Annotated in this window: 15 protein-coding genes; 4 read left to right on the top strand and 11 right to left on the bottom strand. The window is 48.2% G+C overall.

Annotation, left to right across the window (positions count from 1 at the left end; all coding sequences use genetic code 11):
• The first annotated feature begins 14 nt into the window (after nucleotides 1-14).
• Nucleotides 15-4238 (top strand): S8 family serine peptidase, encoded by a 4224-nt coding sequence (locus AC58QO_RS00725; protein ID WP_497263118.1) that lies wholly within the window; start codon nucleotides 15-17, stop codon nucleotides 4236-4238.
• A gap of 316 nt (nucleotides 4239-4554) precedes the next feature.
• Here the strand turns inward: AC58QO_RS00725 and AC58QO_RS00720 are convergent, their stop codons facing one another.
• The 4 genes from AC58QO_RS00720 to AC58QO_RS00705 form a co-directional block, all read right to left on the bottom strand.
• The gene (locus AC58QO_RS00720; protein WP_497263116.1) at nucleotides 4555-5484 is read right to left on the bottom strand and encodes a carbohydrate ABC transporter permease; all 930 of its coding nucleotides are present in this window, start codon (nucleotides 5482-5484) and stop codon (nucleotides 4555-4557) included.
• A 15-nt stretch (nucleotides 5485-5499) separates the two neighbouring features.
• A complete protein-coding gene (locus AC58QO_RS00715) occupies nucleotides 5500-6432 on the bottom strand; it encodes an ABC transporter permease (RefSeq protein WP_497264346.1) in 933 nt (310 codons plus the stop codon).
• Nucleotides 6433-6498: 66 nt separating this feature from the next.
• Nucleotides 6499-8193 (bottom strand): ABC transporter substrate-binding protein, encoded by a 1695-nt coding sequence (locus tag AC58QO_RS00710; RefSeq protein ID WP_497263114.1) that lies wholly within the window; start codon nucleotides 8191-8193, stop codon nucleotides 6499-6501.
• A 197-nt stretch (nucleotides 8194-8390) separates the two neighbouring features.
• Entirely contained in the window at nucleotides 8391-9233 is an 843-nt protein-coding gene (locus AC58QO_RS00705; RefSeq protein ID WP_497263113.1) for a helix-turn-helix domain-containing protein, read from the bottom strand.
• Between the two features lie 133 nt (nucleotides 9234-9366).
• Between AC58QO_RS00705 and AC58QO_RS00700 the strand changes: the two genes are divergently transcribed.
• The 3 genes from AC58QO_RS00700 to AC58QO_RS00690 are packed head-to-tail and all read left to right on the top strand — an operon-like array spanning nucleotide 9367 to nucleotide 11550.
• Nucleotides 9367-10110 carry a phytanoyl-CoA dioxygenase family protein gene (locus AC58QO_RS00700; protein WP_497263111.1) on the top strand — a complete coding sequence of 248 codons (744 nt, stop codon included), beginning with the start codon at nucleotides 9367-9369 and terminating at the stop codon, nucleotides 10108-10110.
• 5 nt (nucleotides 10111-10115) lie between these two features.
• Entirely contained in the window at nucleotides 10116-11090 is a 975-nt protein-coding gene (locus AC58QO_RS00695) for an aldo/keto reductase (RefSeq protein ID WP_497263110.1), read from the top strand.
• A 31-nt stretch (nucleotides 11091-11121) separates the two neighbouring features.
• Nucleotides 11122-11550: a hypothetical protein gene (locus tag AC58QO_RS00690; RefSeq protein ID WP_497263108.1), complete on the top strand. Its 429-nt coding sequence runs from the start codon at nucleotides 11122-11124 to the stop codon at nucleotides 11548-11550.
• Between the two features lie 65 nt (nucleotides 11551-11615).
• Here AC58QO_RS00690 and AC58QO_RS00685 read toward each other — a convergent pair whose 3' ends face one another.
• Genes AC58QO_RS00685 through AC58QO_RS00655 form a run of 7 tightly spaced genes read right to left on the bottom strand, consistent with a single transcriptional unit; the run spans nucleotide 11616 to nucleotide 18441 of the window.
• Nucleotides 11616-12434: a sugar phosphate isomerase/epimerase family protein gene (locus AC58QO_RS00685; RefSeq protein WP_497263107.1), complete on the bottom strand. Its 819-nt coding sequence runs from the start codon at nucleotides 12432-12434 to the stop codon at nucleotides 11616-11618.
• Nucleotides 12435-12437: 3 nt separating this feature from the next.
• Nucleotides 12438-13334 carry a sugar phosphate isomerase/epimerase family protein gene (locus AC58QO_RS00680; RefSeq protein ID WP_497263105.1) on the bottom strand — a complete coding sequence of 299 codons (897 nt, stop codon included), beginning with the start codon at nucleotides 13332-13334 and terminating at the stop codon, nucleotides 12438-12440.
• A gap of 32 nt (nucleotides 13335-13366) precedes the next feature.
• A complete protein-coding gene (locus tag AC58QO_RS00675) occupies nucleotides 13367-14164 on the bottom strand; it encodes an alpha/beta fold hydrolase (protein ID WP_497263103.1) in 798 nt (265 codons plus the stop codon).
• Nucleotides 14165-14177: 13 nt separating this feature from the next.
• A complete protein-coding gene (locus tag AC58QO_RS00670) occupies nucleotides 14178-15023 on the bottom strand; it encodes a sugar phosphate isomerase/epimerase family protein (protein ID WP_497263101.1) in 846 nt (281 codons plus the stop codon).
• Between the two features lie 7 nt (nucleotides 15024-15030).
• Nucleotides 15031-16023 carry a zinc-dependent alcohol dehydrogenase gene (locus AC58QO_RS00665; protein WP_497263099.1) on the bottom strand — a complete coding sequence of 331 codons (993 nt, stop codon included), beginning with the start codon at nucleotides 16021-16023 and terminating at the stop codon, nucleotides 15031-15033.
• Nucleotides 16024-16025: 2 nt separating this feature from the next.
• Nucleotides 16026-16790, bottom strand: a complete 765-nt coding sequence (locus tag AC58QO_RS00660; RefSeq protein WP_497264345.1) for a ThuA domain-containing protein — start codon at nucleotides 16788-16790, stop codon at nucleotides 16026-16028.
• A gap of 25 nt (nucleotides 16791-16815) precedes the next feature.
• Nucleotides 16816-18441, bottom strand: coding sequence for a glycoside hydrolase family 43 protein (locus tag AC58QO_RS00655; RefSeq protein ID WP_497263097.1), 1626 nt, complete (start codon nucleotides 18439-18441; stop codon nucleotides 16816-16818).
• Nucleotides 18442-18484: the final 43 nt, after the last annotated feature.

Here is an 18484-nt window from a genome sequence, read left to right as displayed (position 1 = left end):
TGGGGTAAATGAACGTGAACAAATCACTTCTCAAAAAATCATTATCACTCGTGACGCTCTCTGTCTTCTTAGGGGGCCTAGTCGTTCAAAGTATGCCTGCGGCAAATGCCGCTTCACGAGTGAAGACCTTCGTTGACAACGATAGACTGCAATCTATTAAGCGACTATTACAGGAATCTTCAAGTATGGTCGGAATAAATGCGAATACGGATCAAGCGTTCATCGCAAATAACATTGATACTTCTTCCTCTAAAGAGATCAATGTCATTGTTCAACTGCGCAGTCAGCCTGCAGCCGTTAGCAGGTATGCAGCTAGACTTGACAACCGCAAACTCGCTGCGGAAGCAAACGAGTTCACCGTGCAAGCTGAACAGGAATCTTTTATAAGAAGTGCACATTCAGGAAAAATCCCTTTCACAATTAACTACCAGTTCAATACCGTTCTTAATGGTATGGAAATTACCGTTAGAGCTGATCAAATACCACAGCTTGCTAAACTCGCGAATGTCAAATCGATTCATAAAAATTCAATTTACTATCCGATTGAACAGCCCGAAACTTATCAAGTCGAAGCAGGCTTGTCTACTTTTGATCAGGTGCCTCTTGCGCAAATCGGTGTCCTGGAGGCCTGGAAAAGAGGTTTTACTGGAAAAGGCTTGAAAGTAGGCGTACTAGATACAGGAATCGATTATTTACATCCGGATATCAAAGGTAATTATGTCGCAGGCGGCTATGATTCGATTAATAAAGACGATGATCCGTACGAGGATGCACCAAATCAAGATGGCTCTGGAGGATCTCACCATGGAACTCATGTATCCGGCACCATTGTCGGCACAGGCACTAATCCCTCAGCTGTCAATGTTCAGAAGGGTGTTGCCTATGAATCGAAGCTCTATTCCTATAAGGTTCTAGGTCCAGAGGGCGGAACCTCCGCTCAAGTTATCGACGGTATTGAGCATGCCGTCGAAGATGGCATGGATGTGATCAACCTATCACTAGGAAGCGGTTCAGAGAAGGATCCTAACTCGCCTGACGCCATCGCGGTTAATAACGCTGTATTGGCAGGAGTCGTTGCAGTTGTTGCGAATGGTAATGACGGCAGTGGTGAGCATTACTATTATTCCATGGGATCGCCAGCATCCTCACAATTGGCTATTTCAGTAGCTGCGGCTACGAGCACAAGTCATCCTATTTCAGCAACGGTTAACAGTTCCGTATCATCATCCGTAACATCTGTAACCTATGCAACCTATGCAGAGAAACTAAATCTTATTAGCTGGGAGACAGATACGGATGTTAGCACCGTTTTTGGAAACGGTCCTATTAAAGGCGTCTATGTCGGTCTGGGCGTTGAAAACGATTATGAAGGCCTTGAACCTGCATACTTAGCTGATAAAATTGTCTTTATCTCCCGAGGAATCGTTCCCTTTGATGAAAAAGTTAAGATTGCTGCCAAACATGGTGCAAAGGCTGCAATCTTGTTCAACGGAAATAGTAAGCGTCCTGATACTTATGAGGCGGACCTGTCAGAGCACATTGAATTCCGTGATGGTCCTATTGGCCCACCTGCATTCCTTGGTGACGGCTACGATTTAATACCAACATTTGATATGCCCGGCAAGATGGGACGCGCCCTAGCCAGAGAACTGCTGGCGAACCCCGATCGAACCTTGCAGTTCAACGTTAGCAACGACTTCGAGGTAACAACCGTTGCAGGCGACCGTATTGCAGAATTCAGTTCCAGAGGTCCCAATTCAGATGGCAACTATAGTATTAAGCCGGATTTGAGCGCTCCTGGTGTCATGATCTATTCATCCGTACCTGCCTATGGCAAATACTACGGCGATGGAGTCAGCTACGATAAAGCATATGCAAGGCTGAGCGGAACAAGTATGGCTTCCCCGCATGTTGCAGGACTTGCTTTGCTGCTCAAGCAAGCTCATCCTGAGTGGTCTCCAACTGACATTCGCGCAGCACTAGCTAATACATCGACAACGCTTAGCGATAAGGACGGTACACTCTATGATGTCTATTCGCAAGGAGCAGGTCGGGTAAACGTGATGAACGCGATTGATACACCCGCCATTGTAGAGTCATTAGACGAAATTACAATTTACGACGAGCAGATGAATCCTACTGTTATTCCTAGTGAAGCAAGCAGTGTGAGCTTTGGTATGATAGATCCAAACTCTAATGTGACTGAGAAGAAGCCTCTTCGCGTCAAGAACATGTCGGATATGCCTGTTACTTATACAACGAGAGTAACCATGCATGATAAGGTAACTACCGATCCAAGTGATACAATCCCTATCCCTACTCCTGATAGCAGTGCTATTGAAGTTGGTATTGAAGGTGTTGCCTCCAACCAAATCACATTGGGTGCAAGAGATAATTATGATTTTAAGCTAACAGCCAAATCCAAAACTCCAGAAACGAAGCATGGCGTATATGAGGGTGAAGTTGTGTTGGAAAGCACAGGACATCCGACCCTACATCTGCCATTCGTTATTCACATAGGCAAAGAGTCCACCAATAATGACTTCCCTATTCAAAACGTGGTATTAAGCAGTCAAACCGTGACAAAAGATTCACCAATCGATATTACAGCTTCACTCCCAACTGGGGAAATGAATCATTTATATGCCTTTATCACAGATATGAATGGTGAGACCGTAGGAATAATCTCTGAGATTTATGACCTTGATGAAGACAAGGAAATACTTAACACACTACCAGAGCATATTATTATCCCTGAATTTGATGGCAGCTATAACATTGGCGTCTATACGACTGATGGCAATAAAGCAAATGCTCAACTGCCTGAAGGCAGATATAAGCTGGCGTTACTTGGTACTAAATATAACGAAAAATTTGAAATGATTAAACAAGGAATAGCCTTAAAAACGTTCTACGTAAAAGGTAAATCTGATGTAACCGAGCCTAGCCCAATACCTGACGAGCCTTATGATCCGCCTGTTTCAGGACCAGGACCTGTATTGCCTAGTGAGGCTGCATATAACAAAGATGTAGCTGCCGCAGCTCTCTCAGAAGGGCAATCAAGCGTCGCGCTTACGGCAGAATCAAGTCTACAAGGATCACAATTGTCTGTTTCTATTACTGACAGTGAACTGCAAAAAGCACTTGCTGAAGCGAAACAAACGCCGACTGCTTTTGTCATCGGCGCAGCTTCCAAAGATTCAACTGATGCATCGCTGAAATTAACAGCTGCACAGGTGAAGTTGTTGAAAGCAGCTCCGGCAGGCAGTTCGATCGCCTTCTCTTGGAACGATGCATCCATTGCATCACCTCTTTCTCCACTTGAGCTAGTACCAGATGGTGCAGAGTATGTAATAACGATCAAGAAGGATGAAGGTAGCAAATCCGAATTCACGGAGCAGGTTAAAGATGCTACTATCCTTGGAACACCTTATGCCTTCGAAGCAAGCAGTTTGAGCAATGGTGTAGCAACATCGCTTAAGCTGAAGGCTGATCAGGTGTTTACAAGATCCTTCCTTGTGGGAAAAGGCATTGATACAAGCTCAGCTGGTGCTTTGTACCTCGACGGGGGTAAGGCTTACCCTATACCAGCCAAAGTTACACCAGGAAGCGATGGTGCTTCCATTGTAACCATTAGTCGACCAGGCTTCTCAACTTATGCAGCTGCAACACGACATATGACGTTCGGCGATATCGACAAGTCTTGGGCGAAAGATCAAATCCAATCGCTTGCAGACAAATTCATTCTGAACGGCACTTCGGAGCATACGTATTCGCCAGAAAACAACGTCACTCGAGCTCAATTTGCTTCAATGCTTGTAAGAGCACTAGGACTGCAAAAACAAGCATCGTTAAACCCATTCAGCGATGTGAGCAGCAGCGACTGGTTTGTGGACGAAGTGACGGCAGCTTATGATGCTGGACTTGTGATAGGCTCGGCTGGCCAATTCATGCCGAACGCCACCATTACTCGTCAGGATTTGACGGTAATGCTAGCTAGAGCGTTTAAATTAATCGACCTGCAGAAACCGAGTAAGCCAGTCCTTCGCTCCTATGCTGACGCTGCACAGTTCAGCGATTATGCACAGGAAAGCATTCAAATCGTAACAGCTGCTGGGCTTATGGAAGGTATAGAGTCTGAAGGAAGCTTCTACTTCGAACCAGCTCATGCAACAACTCGTGAAGCTGCAGCTAAAGTGCTGTATCGCCTTCTTCAAGCCGCTAAGCGTATGAACTAATGATGTGCTCCTCATGAGTAGGTGTTCCAATTACTTTCGATCGAGTTGGAGTCCAAAAGGACAATAAATACAAAGCTGCAGGAAGAGATCCTTATCCTTTAGAAGTCTGGCGAAAGCGCCTGATCAGCAGATAAATGAAAAGACAAAGCCGGACCTGGGATTCCAGGTCCGGCTTTCGTATTAACACCTCACTACTCTCTTTCCCTTGTGAATAGGAATGCCCACAATATCATAGTAAGAGAGCGCCTCACTTAATAAACCAACCGCCCGTCTTCGAATCCAGCGCCCCCGTAGGCAATCTTTTCATGTACCCTCCTTAACCCTTAATGCCGCCTAAGGTCATGCCTTTCACAAAATATTTTTGCAAAAACGGGTAAACTGCGATGATCGGCAAACTCGCCACAATCGTCATGGTTGCCCTTACGGCAAGCGGCGTAACCTGATTCGTCGTTTGTCCGGCCACATTGCTGAACACATCTGCAGCCGATTTTTGCGACATGGAAGCGTTCGAGCTTTGCAAAATTTTCATTAATTCATATTGCAAAGTACTTAAATTAATATTCGATGAATTATATAGAAACACATCGAACCAAGAATTCCACTGCCAGACCGCAACAAATAACGAGACGGTGGCAAGGACCGGTGTACACAGCGGAAGGACGATTTTCATAAATGTTGCAAATTCACCGCATCCGTCCATACGCGCACTTTCCAATATCCCCTCCGGAAGCCCCTCGATAAAGGATCGGATCACGATGACATTGAACACGCCTACCATGCCAGGAATAATGTACACCCAGAAACTATTAAGTAAATGAAGCTCCTTGATCAGCAAATAATTCGGAATCAATCCCCCATTAAAATACATCGTCAGTACAAAAGCAATCGTAACGAACTTGCGCAGCACGAACTCCTGCCTGCTGATCGTATAAGCAACCATAGCCGAACAAAATACGCATATTATAGTACCGAGCACGGTCCGCAGCACAGAAACAAGTGTCGCATGAAAAATACTCGCTTCCTTGAACACATACTCGTAGTTATACCAAGTAAACACTCTCGGAATGAGGAAGATACCGCCCCTGATCGAATCGTTGGCATCATTCAATGAAATCGCCAACGTATTAATGAAAGGATAAAGCGTAACGACGATGAGCATAATCATAAACACATAGTTGCTGAAATCAAAAATACGATCGCCTAAACGGCTATCACGTCTTTTTGTTGAAATGGATTTCGTTGACATCGTCTCCGTCCCCCCTTAGAACAGCCGTGGTTGTCCTAATTTCTTGGCCAAATGATTCGCAGAGAAGAGAAAAATAAAACTGATGACCGTCTTGAACATACCAGCAGCGGTCGCGAACGAAAATTTGCCCATCGCAATCCCGTATTTCAGAACAAATATGTCCAGATTTTCGGAATAGTCTGCTGTCAATCCGTTGCCGAGCAAGTACTGAGGCTCAAAACCCGATTCCAGGATGTTGCCTAAATTCATAATAAGCAAAATAACAATAATCGGCTTCAGTGCAGGTAAAGTGACATGCACAATTCGCCCAAAACGGCTCGCACCATCCATTTCTGCTGCTTCATACAAAGTCGGATCGATCGTCGTCATAGCCGCCAAATAAATGATCGTATTCCACCCTACATTTTTCCATACTTCGACTGCACCAAGAATGCCCCAAAAGTATTTTCCCTCTGCCAACCAAAGCAGAGGCTCGTTGATCACATGCAGCTTCATCAACAAAATATTGACGATACCGTCCTCAGTCGATAGAGCGCTAGAAACGATGCTGGCCGCCACGACCCAAGAAATAAAATGAGGCAAGTAACTAACGGTTTGCACGAACCGTTTGAACATAGCTCTGCGCAGCTCATTTAATAAAATAGCCAGAGTTATCGCAGTCACAAAGCCGAGCACCAGATTAATGGAGCTCATGACGACGGTATTGCGCATAACCCGGTAAAATCCATCGTCAAGAAACAAAAATTTAAAGTTATCGAATCCCACCCACTGCTGATCAGTCAGCTTTTTCGCCGGTTTAAAGTTTTGGAAGGCAATTGTCCAGCCCCATATGGGGACATATTTAAAAACGAGCAGCCAAATAATGAACGGCAAGGACATGGCGGCTAAAGCCTTTTGATGTCTCAATTTCATGAAAAAAAGTTTTGCCCCTGTCGGTTTAGCTGCCAGCGTCCGCTTAAGGGACGCCGGCTTTGCAATGGACTCAGCCACTCTATTCACCCCTAGTGAAAGCGTTTACCACTTACCGTTAATGCGGTCTTTTACAATTCGGGTTATCGTATTTTCATAAGTTTTGGCATCTAATTTACTAAATTCTTTGATGTAATCATCCCATAGCGACCCAAAATCGGCTGCCGAGGCTAAGATCATTTTGGGGTAATATTTGCGCTGCAGGTCACCGCTTTTTTGAACAAATATATCTTCCGGCGTCCCTTTGCCAATCCCAGCACTCCATGCCGGATACCATTTGCGCTCGTCAGGCGGCGAGAACAAATCGGAGAATACTTTTGCATGATAAGCTTTCAAAATCGCTCTGTCTCCCTCCGTATATCCTTGTTCCACAACAGTCGGCTGCAAATTCGGATTTTTCGGATTGCCGTCGGCGAATACGCTGAAGTTGCCCATCATCGGCCATAAGTAGCCGTAAATTTCGATGCCAAACTGCTGCTGAAAGTTCGGATCGCTCGTTTTCTTAATTTGTTCCGGTGTGCGGGTAAATTTACCATTGGCATCTATCTCGTAGGTTTCACCTTTAATTCCCCAGTTAATGAGCTTTTGATTATCTTCCTTCACCATGTTATCGAAATATTCAATAATGCGAACTGGATCTTTCGCTTTGACGGTAATGCCGATTCCCCGATTTTGAACAAATGTAGGCGGGTCCAAGTACTGGCTCTTCGTCCCCTTGTCAAATACGATAGGCAAAGCAATATATCTTCTGTCATCATCGCCATCTTTTAGCAAGTTTTGGCTCGCTGGCTGAAATTGCCATGCATAATCGAACATGCCAAGCACACGACCGGATGAAATTTTGGCCAAATATTGATCATAATTCGCTACTAACGATTCTTTATCGAGTAAGCCTTGATTGTTCGCTTCATTCAGTTTCTTTAAATACCTTTTGGTAATCTCATCATCACCGTAATATTGCGCTCCGTGCGTCTTCATATCAACGATAACGCCACCGTCATTTGGATAACCAGCTAGATGCATAGGCGGATTCGTAAGCGTAAAAAATCGCCAATCATGCGTCAGTGTTTCAAATCCGATCGTATCTTTCCCATTGATTTGCGGATGTTTCTCCTTATAACGCTTAATAATGTCAAAGTATTCATCCAGTGTTGTAATGGTTGGATAGCCGAATTCCTTCAGTACGCCACGCTGAATCCAGAAGCCAGAGGTCGGATTTGGGTCAGGCATATATCCCTGCGCCGCCTCGAATGGAATATGATAGATTTTCCCATCCTCAGCCTTCATCATTTCCAAGTAAGGACCATAGAGCTTCATAATGTTAGGTGCGTGTTCCTTTAAAAGATCGTTCAATGGGATGAAAGCCCCAGCATCGAGAACTTTATCCATCGCACTATCCGGAATAAGCACATCCGGGTAATCTCCGCTGGCAATCATAACCCCGATTTTTGTGTTAATGTCACCGACCAGATGTTCAATTTTAAAATTGACCCCGGTCTGCTCCTCTAATTTTTTACCGATCGTCGTTTCTTTCGTATTGACATCTTTTCCGGGACGCGCTGCATTAAAGTAAGTAAATGTCACTGGAGGCTTGGCTGAACTTGACTTAACGTCTGTCTGCGACTTAGGTTCGTTGGAAGCGGTTTCGTTTTGATTCGTAGTGTTGTCATTGGAACAACCGATCATCCAGAGCATCATTGCAAGCATTAAAGATACAAACCTGAGATTTCTCTTTTTCATTTGTTTGTTGCCCCTTCCCGCTAATTGGTTCCGGCTCATGGTCTACACTCCTTATACATGTCATGTTGGAACATATATAAAGTATATGGGGCCATTCAGACCTCGGACAATTGACGATGTGAACAACATATTGTAATTTTGGAACTTCTTTATCAGGCAGCGTGATAAAATTTACAGCGAATTGATCCGTCATGCGCTCATGTGGATACAAAGCCTTCTTTTGTACTTTTGATACTTTTGCGGTAATCCCCCGGCGTTTTCCCTACGCTTTCCTTAAATATTTTACTAAAATAGGCGGCATCGCCAAACCCGCACACCACTGCGATTCGCTCGAGTGTATTGTCTGGCTCCTCCAGCATCTGCATAGCTTTGCGCAGCCTCAGCATTTTCAGCATCTGCATGGACGACACGCCGTAAGTTTGCTTGAACACGCGGTTAAAATAGCCTGGATGCAAATGCATCAGCTGCGCCAAATCCTCTCTCATTAGCTTTTTGTCGAGATTGTCCTCCATATGCTTCACAACTTGAAGAAATCGGTCTTCGGCAGAAAGCTTTGAGGCAGGTCGGCTTGGGCTGCCGGAAACCATCCAACTCTCCAATATGTCGCCTAGCAGCTGAATCGCAACCGAAATCCCCTTATAATCGCGCAGCGGTGAAGGCGGCTCATTCCAAACATGGAGCAGCACCTCAAATGCGGCTGCATAGCTATCCGCATGAAGCAGCTTGATGACCCGGCTTACGGGAAACCGTTGAAAAAAACTAAGCTGCGGAATGACCCGTACATCGATCAGCATCCACAGATGAACCCCAGGTCCGACGGCAATTTCGGTGAAAGGCAAATTCGGAGGGTGGATCATCACATCCCCTGTCTTCGCCATATCCGCCACACCGCACGACCTTGATTCCACTTCCCCTTCCAGCACAAATGAAACCGTCCAATACGGTTTGACCATTTCCAGGTGAAACGAGTCATAGGCGGCTTTCTCGACATGATACAAAGAGAAGTCCATATTTTCACGAATACTAAGCTTTGTGTGCACCAACAGCACCCCCGTAATGTTCCAAATTTACAATAAGTAGTTCGGTTTCGCCATTGTGAGAAGATCGTGCCTGTAAGCATAATGAAATCACAAACACAATCTTCCTAAAACCAACTTGAAGGAGCGAATAACCATGCTAACCAACAAACAGCTGAAGCAGTACAAAGATCAAGGCTATATTATTTTCGATCAATTTTTTTCGAAGGCGGAGATCGCCGCAGTGACGGCACGGATTGATGAACTCGATGAGCAAGCCGAAAAAGATTTGCAAAAATTAGGTCAAAATTTCCTCAATATCCCTGGGCAAATCAATTTCAACGCGCAACTCAACAAAAAAAGCGCAGATATCCAACAGTTTTGTTGTCAGGATAAAATGGCAGCCATCGCAATGGATATTTTGGGTCCGGATGTCCAGCTCTATTTTGACCAGTCGGTGTATAAACGCCCTGAAGCAAACCGGGATTTCCCTTGGCACCAGGACAACGGCTATCAACCGATCGAACCGATGCATTATTTAACCTGCTGGATCGCCTTGGAGGACGCTACGTTAGAAAATGGCTGCATCTGGGTTATGCCAGAATCCCATAAACAAGGCTTTGTGGAACACAAGAAGACAGATATCGGATGGCAATGCTACTTTGGAGAAGACCCGGGCATTCCGGTTCCGCTGAAGAGCGGCAGTATGGTGATCTTTCATTCCCTCTTGTTCCACCGTAGCACGCCGAACCGCAGCAGCGCAACCCGCAAAGGCTTGGTGCTTCAATATTCCACAGCCGGTGCTGTGAATCCCGAGACGGGGATTGCGTTTGATAACGGGCCGGTCATGACGAAGAATGGCGAGTATGTGTACCTCCCGCAAGCCCCGCAAGCGAGGTGAGTGCAATGAAATACGCAGCATTTGCTGGTTCGGACGTACTCGTTTCGAGAATCGGCTTCGGAGCGATGGGTCTTGGCGGCTCGTTCGGCCGAGAGCAAGACGGCGACCTAATTCGGGGGGTACTTCATTCCCTCGATAAAGGCGTTAACCTGATTGATACCGCCCGCATCTACGGCCCCTCCGAATCATTGATCGGAGAGGCGCTCAAGCAATGGAAGGGTCCCCGTCCTTTTATTGCGACCAAAGCTCTTTCTCAGGAACCGCTTGGTTGGGGGACTTCGGTCCCTGTTAACCAAGCTTACCCGCAAGGCGCGATAACCAAAAGCGTAGAAGCCTCGCTGAACGCATTAGGGCTTGATGCCATTGACCTCGTTCAAATGCATCAATATTGGCCGGATTGGGATTACAGCGATTATTGGATGGAAGAATTGATAGCTTTAAAAGAACGGGGACATATACGTTTTATCGGCATTTCGCTGCCGGATCATCGTCATGATCTGGCGACGCACATCGTTCAAAGCGGTCAAATTAACAGCGTACAAACGATCGTAAACATTTTTGACCCGCTCGCCTTCGACAGCCTAGTCCCCTTATGCCAGCGAGCGAATATCGCCGTTATCGCCAGGTGCATTCTGGATGAGGGCGGCCTGACCGGTTTCTTGGCTCATGAGACTACCTTTGAGGACGGCGATTTCCGGCAGCTGTTTTTTGGCTCGATCCCACGAGATATGTATCTGCAGCGTGTTGAGCGGTTGCGGTCGTATATTCCGACTTATGCTGAAACGCTGGCGGAGCTCGCCATCAAGTTTGTCACTGCCCACCCGGGAATTACGACTGCCCTTACCTCTATGCACATCCCAGCCTATGCGGATGAGAATATCGCAGCAATGGATCGGCCGGAGCTTCCCGAATTAGTATTCGAAGACATTCGCCGGCATCATCGCTGGGTGAGAAATTTTTATGAAGCACATTACTGGTAGCGGTGTTCGTCTCCGGAGGGGAGTAATTGACATGTTAGGAGATTCTAACAACATCCTGTTCTGCCTCTCAAACGTTATCCAACATCAGCTGAGCGATGACTTGGTCAAGCTGGAGCAAGCCGGCTGCTCCATAAAAGTCGAGCGGTGTTTGAACAATTGCGGCACATGCCGCCGTTCGCCTCAATACACCTGCAACGGTGAGACATATGCCCTGACGACGATAGCGGCCGTTCAGCAATCGGTTCATGACAGTATGACTGCTCTTATTCATGAGCTGGAGGTTCAGATGGATAGCTTGCTTATGCGCCTATGTTGTGAAAATGATTTTGAGATGGCCTGCGAGTTCAATGCTCAATTCGTTCAAATCGCAAAAGAAATAAGCTATTTACGAGCTAAACTCGAATTTGCACATGAAGAACACGCTCAGTTCAACTATTATGCCTCTTCTGAAGTAATTTGAAATCAAGAGAAGCCATCCCTTCGCATTATCAGGCGGGATGGCATTTTTTAGCGATTGATTAGTAGTTATTTCCCCGCTGTGGTTAGCCTTTCTCGTATATAAATTCCGTTCTCCAAAGTCACCTGATCGGGTTCTGCTTCCGCTCTGATTGATTCCTCTTCGACCATTATCCACCCGTCGTACCCTGTTGCGTTCAAATACTGCGCAATGCGCAGGTGATCGATGGAGCCTTGCCCCAGAGCTGACCATTCTCCAGTTGACGTGTTCATATCTTTGAAATGAACATGCTTGATGAGGGAGCGGTACGTACGGAAAATCGTTTCCACATCCATTCCTCCCCTGGCAATATGTCCCGTATCCGGTGCATAGCCGCAGTAACGAGGATCGAGTCCCTCCAGCAAAATCCGGTAGTCCTGCTCGATGCGGAATATAGACCCCGCTGGCGAATTCGGATGATAGGCGCAAACGATCCCATTCTCGGATGCTCGGCGGCTAACGGCATTAATGTTGGTCAGCGCATTCTTCTGCCGTTGCTCCAAATCACTCCGGTCCTTACCAGGAAGCTGTACCAGCGTCAGAACCGTAGTCGGGAAGAGCTGCAAATATTGAATGACCCGATCCGCCTCAAATCGTTCAGCCTCCGTTTCTTCAGCTCCTCGCCAATCAAGGGCGAGACATAGGGCGCTAAGACGCAAGTTCCGGCGTGCCAGCGCTTCCTGCAAAGCAGCCGGCTCTTGCGAATAAGAGCCAAGCATGCATACCTCTGGCTCTACACCTGCGCCTCCCGCCTGCTCGATCACATCGAGAATATGGTCCAACTGATTTCCATATTTTGCAAAAGACATTTGCCAGGTATATGTTTGAAATCCGTATCGGATTGTCATCGCTTATTCAGCCTCCTTGATCTTCTCGCAGATGAAAGGAATCGCTAGACGGCCCCACTCCTCGACTTCCGCATTGAAACAGAAATCGACGCACCACCATTCCATCGGTGAAATTACCGGTTTCATGGCTGACAAAAAGCCGGTGAAATCCACTTTCCCAGCCCCAAAGGCAGCATGCGTGCTCGTTTCTTCATCATGCAGCGTACCGTCTGAATCGATAAGATGAAGATGACCGATGTGACCTTGCAGCAGCTTCGCATATTCAATGATGCCTCCCTGAAGCAGCTCCTTCTCACCGGCATGACGCGCACCAACAACTCCGCTCATATACGCATGGCTCGTATCAAACAAAACTTTGAAGCCAGGATGATTCACAGCTTCCACAAGCCGCTTAACTTCACTTGGCTTATTTAGCCAAAAGCCGGGCTCGAACTCCCAGACGATGGTCATTCCTGCCGCTACGGCAAGCTCCGCCGATGCCCGCCAAGTAGCAACGAGTCTGGCGAAATTGTCCTCATACGTGTCAACTGACAAATCAGCCGGCGGGCTGACCGTATCCACGCGTATCGTATCAATACCCAAATCTGTGCTAAACGCAATATACGTTTGCAGCAGCGCCAAATAATCCTCCTGATTGGCCTGGTCGGGAGGCACCGAGGTGAAATCCGGCGCATAACCGGATATTCCGAGTCCATAAGATTGAATTTCATCCAATAGCGCCTGACGGTCTCCCGTAGTCGGATGGCTGTAGGGGGTCGGATGAGGTGCAAATCCATTGATTTCAACACCTTCATAGCCGGAATCCCTTGCATACCGCAAAATTTGTGTAAAAGGCCACGGGGACTTAGCGAATGGACCGAAAGCGAACGCCCAAGAACCAATGGATAGTTTGGGATTCAAAAGTAATCACTCCTTAAGCTTTATTCAGATTATTAATGTCGGTTAAGAAAATCCAATGTGATCCGGTTAAAATCTTCCAGCCGATCCCAGTGATGCGTATGGCCGCTGCCTTCAAAAATACGCAGCTCAGCATGGGAAATTTCGATTGCGATCGACAACGATAGATGAACCGGTGTAAACACATCTTGGTCTCCAACAGTGATCAGTGTCGGTGCGGAGATGGTCCCGAGCTTCCCTGTCGTATGATGAGACATGCAAGCGCTGCATTGCGCTTGAAAAGCATGAACCGGCATCGGATTGTCGTTCGTCAATGCGCTGTACTGACCTTCAATAAGCCTATCTAGATGCTGTTCGTGATACGCCGGCGTAAAAATGATGAGCTGCAGCAGCTTCTGGAAATCATCGGCTCTCATGGCCTGATAAGCTGCTCCGAAGGTTTCGAAGATGCGCGTCGTGTACGCATCGCATTTTGACCATGAGCAGTTCAGCGTTAAAGACCTGACTCGCTCCGGAGCGGCCAAAGCCACCTCCTGCGCAATGGCGCTGCCCATCGATATGCCGGACAGATGCGCTTGATCGATCCCAAGCGCGTCCAGTAATCCGATTGTGTCTAAGGCCATCATCCGTGTCGTATAAGGGCCCTCCGGCTTGGCGGAGCTGCCAGCTCCCCTGTTATCGACCAATAGGCAGCGATAATGCTGCTCATAGGCGCGTACATGCTCCTCCCATACGCTGCCGTCTGCACCGAGGCCCATTAGTAAAACCAAGGGTTGGCCTTGACCTCTTTCCGTATAATGAAGCTCTATCCCGTTTGCATGAACAATTGGCATGAGCAAAACCTCCTTAACCTAATTGCTGCCGAATATATTGAATGCCCAAACGAGCGGCATCGTCCGGATGGTTCGCATATTCCCGCCACAAATGGAGGCGTGAGATCAGTCCGGGAACCTGCTGCCCGAATGCTTCTATGGTGAGCCAACCGTCATATCCGATCTCTGTAAGCACCTCAAATATCTCTTTCGGTACCGCATGACCGCTGCCAGGCACTCCGCGATCATTTTCCGAAATATGAACATGCACGATGTGCGCCGCCGCCCGTCTCCAGGCTTCAGCCACATTGCGTTCCTCGATGTTGCCATGATGTGTATCCGCTAGTAAGCCAACGTTAGGCAAGCCGATCTGCTTCACAAACCGCACTCCGTCCGCAAGTGTGTTCACCATATACATCTCGAAACGGTTAATCGGCTCCAGCGCCAGCTTCACGCCAATCGTTCCCGCATATTCGCCCGCCTCGCGCAGCGTTTCAACGGCGTAATCCCACTCGTCCTGCTGTGGAGCCTGGCCGGTAAATCGTCCCAGCCCTTGAAATAATGGCCCGCACAGCACTTCCGCCCCCAAAGATTTCGTATTGTCGATCGCCTGCTTCAGCGTATGGAGCGCTGCCTGCCGCAGCGCTCTGTCCCGGCTTGCCGGATCCGCCGAGCCTGCATCAAGTGCGGCGATTGCGGTGCAGCCGAGGTCCAGCTCCTTCAATATCATGCCAAAAACACGCGCATCCGCAGGATCCATATTGTCGGCAGCCAATTCAACCCCGTCAAAGCCCCACTGTTTGATAGATTGCAGCAATGCTAAATGCTCGGAAGGCTTGGGCTGATCCGTCCACAGCAGCAAATTCATACCGATCTTCATCAATTGCTCACTCCCATGGCTTTAAAATGATTTTGCCGCTTTGCTGTGAGGCAGACACTTCGAATGCTTCTTGAATGTGGCTCATTGGAAACGTATGTGAGATCAGCAAGCTGGTTAACGGCGACTGCTCAATCACTTTCATTAGCTGCGGAAATTCGTTCATATTGTAATGCCACGATCCAATCAGATGAATGCCCTTGCGGAGCAAATCGTCGCTAACTTTAATCGGTGTTTCCGTAAAACACTCTCCGACAAAAGCGACCTTGCCTTTGCGCTTCACCGCATCAATCTGAAGCCGATGAGCCGAGACGACGCCTGAGCAGTCCAGACCGCAGTCCGGCCCTTTGCCGCCGGTTAATGCTTTAATCTGCAGCACAGCATCGGTATCACGAGGATCGATAATACTGTCGGCTCCCATTTTTTTCGCAAGCTCTACCCGATACGGATTCATTTCGACCGCAATGACCTTTGCCCCGCGAAACTTCGCGTTGACGATCGCTCCAAGGCCAACCGGTCCGAGTCCGGTGATGAGAACCGTTGTAAACGCGTCCACTCCCATCGCTGAGAATGCGCCATGTGAGGGACCAAGACCACAGCAGGCTAGCGAAGCTTGCTCGTAAGATATACCATCTGGGATACGCGCCAGCATCCAGGACGGCTTGGAAATATACTGGCTCATCGTCGGCTCGTAATGAGCCATATTGTGCTCACAGTAGATGAAATCCCCTGCGAGGCATAGCTCGCACTCGCCGCAAGGATACTGCGGCATGACGACGACCCGGTCGCCAACTTTCACCTTGCTGCCCGGCGCCGCTTCAACCACTTCACCAGCCGCTTCATGCCCAAGGCAGTCCGATGTATGGCCATGAACGAACCCTTTATATTCCGCGCACATCGGCGCTGCATGCACTTTAACGAGCGCCCAGCCCTCCTTAAGTGCCGGCCTCTCTCTCTCTACCAACTCCGCTTGCTTTATGCCGGTAATCGCCGCAATTTTCATCCTCATTCTCCTTCCGATATCAAATGTTCGGCTCCAACAGCCCAATGGATGCCATTCAATAACAGTCTTCTAAAAGCGGGCTGCTCGAAATCCTCGGGATGCCCCATCGTCGTCGTAAAGACGCGTCCGCCTCCGAAATGTGTACGCGTCCATGCCACAGGTTGCACCCTAGGTGTATCTTCCGTATACGACCAGCCGTTATTCTCCGGATTTACCGTATGCCCATTCAGCAGCAGCGCTGCTCCTTCCGGTGGATAGGGCAGTACCTGATACAGCCATGAGCGGCATGAGAAATGCGTCGGTACGCCTTTCAGAATCGGGTGCTCGCTTGCCCCCCAGGCGAGGGAAACATCCGTCGACGACGAATGCCCAAAATGCCGTATCCATGGTGCTCCAAGCACATCGATGCCGAAGCCGTCATTCCAACGCGCCAGAGGATGTCCCTCTGGATACTGGAAGCTGTGCGTGCTGGTGCGCAAGCCGATTACCGGCTTCCCGGCCTCCAGATACGCTCGTATATAACCAAACTGCTCTTCTGGCAGCTGCCGAAACCGCAGGTAAAACACGGCGAGGTCTGCCGTTTGAAGCGCTTCCAGTCCTGGGATATTCGCAGGCTCAGCTGGTCCCGGATATGCGGATAACACCGTCACTTGAGCTCCATACTTATGTTCAGCTTCTTGAGCGATAAGCGGCATCGTGATTTCCGACGCATATTCATCTTCTCCGATTACGAATACTAAATGGCGGCCTTTTAACGTTTCATTCATCTGCTCCACGTGCATCTCTCCATTGTCAGTTTTCCGTTTCCGAATAGGTAAAATAATCAAAATCAGCATGCCTGCGGTCGCCTGACAGATCGTGGGCGCAAAGCCCAATAAACGCTCCAGTGAAGCCCCAATCCGTAAAATATCCGTCGACCAAATGCGTCGCATATTCATCTGATATCTTACTAGCATCCAGCACCGGACCGATGGTTATCCAGTCCGTCCCATTCACAGAATAATAAAATTGCAGCTCGCTGTAGTTCAGCTTCAGCTTAAGATAACATGGCTGCTGCGCTGCGATCGGAACGAGTCTATCCGCATGCTCCTGATATACACCATGATCGTTGCCAATAATACCGAGGTTTGGTCCCAGGCTCTCATCAAAACCTAACCGCAAGTAGTAGTAATTTTGCGAATTATAGTAATACATCAAGCCTGCCATCTGTTGATAAGAGTCCGGAGCAAATTCGACGACCGTCTCTGCTTCACACCGAAACGACTGCTGTCGCCGCCCGATCAGACTGTGCCTGAATCGTGAATTTGGTGATTCCATCCCTTTGAGTCTCACATAGCCGGGTCTTTCAGTGAGTGTGATCCAATCTTCGGCGAACGGTTGGCGTAAGGATTGCCAATGGATATTTAGTTTGTTGGCATTGAAGTCGTCCTTATCTAGAGAATGCGGGAACTTATGCTCTGGCAGCGATGGAGGAATCACGAAATCAAGCGGTTCGCATCCTCCCTCGGATAGCCGGAGCCACCCGTCTTCGCTCCAAACACAACGTTGAATCGCCGTTTCACGCCCCAAATTGCACCGTCTGTCTTCCGTGTCCAGAGGTCGTCCGCATAAATGGACGAGATACCATTCGTCGCTTTGCGTATGAACTAAGCTTGCATGCCCCGCCTTCTGAAGCGTCACATTCGGATTATGAACTGACGTGAGCATCGCCGTCTGCGGATCCGTCTCATAAGGACCCATCAAGTGCCTGGAGCGCGCCACCGTAACCGCATGTTCATAGCTCGTTCCGCCTTCGGCAACCATTAAATAATAATAGCCATCCTTCTTATAAATGTGGGGCCCTTCCGTCAAACCAAGCTTGGAACCTGTATAAATGAGATGTGTTGGACCTACCAGCTTCCCTTCACTCTCCGAATACTCCCGCATATATATGCCGTTAAACGGATCGTGGTCTTTGCGATAATCCCATGCCATATGAACGATCCACTTTGTCCCGTCGTCATCATGGAACATCGAAGGATCGAAGCCGCTGCTGTTCAAGTACACAGGTTCGGACCAAGGCCCCATTATATTCCTGGCGGTGACGACATAATTGTGTGTATCTTTATAAGCGCCCGCATGGCTTTTTACATCCGTAAATACGAGGTAAAACGTCCCACTGCTGTATGTCAAACATGGCGCCCACACGCCGCCGGAATCCGGATTGCCCAGCATGTTAAGCTGGCTCACCCGTTCAAGCGGTCGCGTGAGCAGTCTCCAATGAACGAGATCGCGTGAATGATGAATTTGCACACCAGGGAACCATTGGAAGGTCGATGTTGCAATATAATAATCGTCCTGCACTCGGAGGATCGACGGATCGGGATTGAAACCCCTCAGAATCGGATTCACGATTTGGGACTGCTGTTTTTGCTCCATAGACGGCACATCCTTCGCATTCTTATACAATCGGCCTGCAGCA

It is taken from the genome of Paenibacillus sp. J31R30, from assembly GCF_059692115.1.
This window is presented reverse-complemented; position numbering and strand designations above follow the sequence as displayed.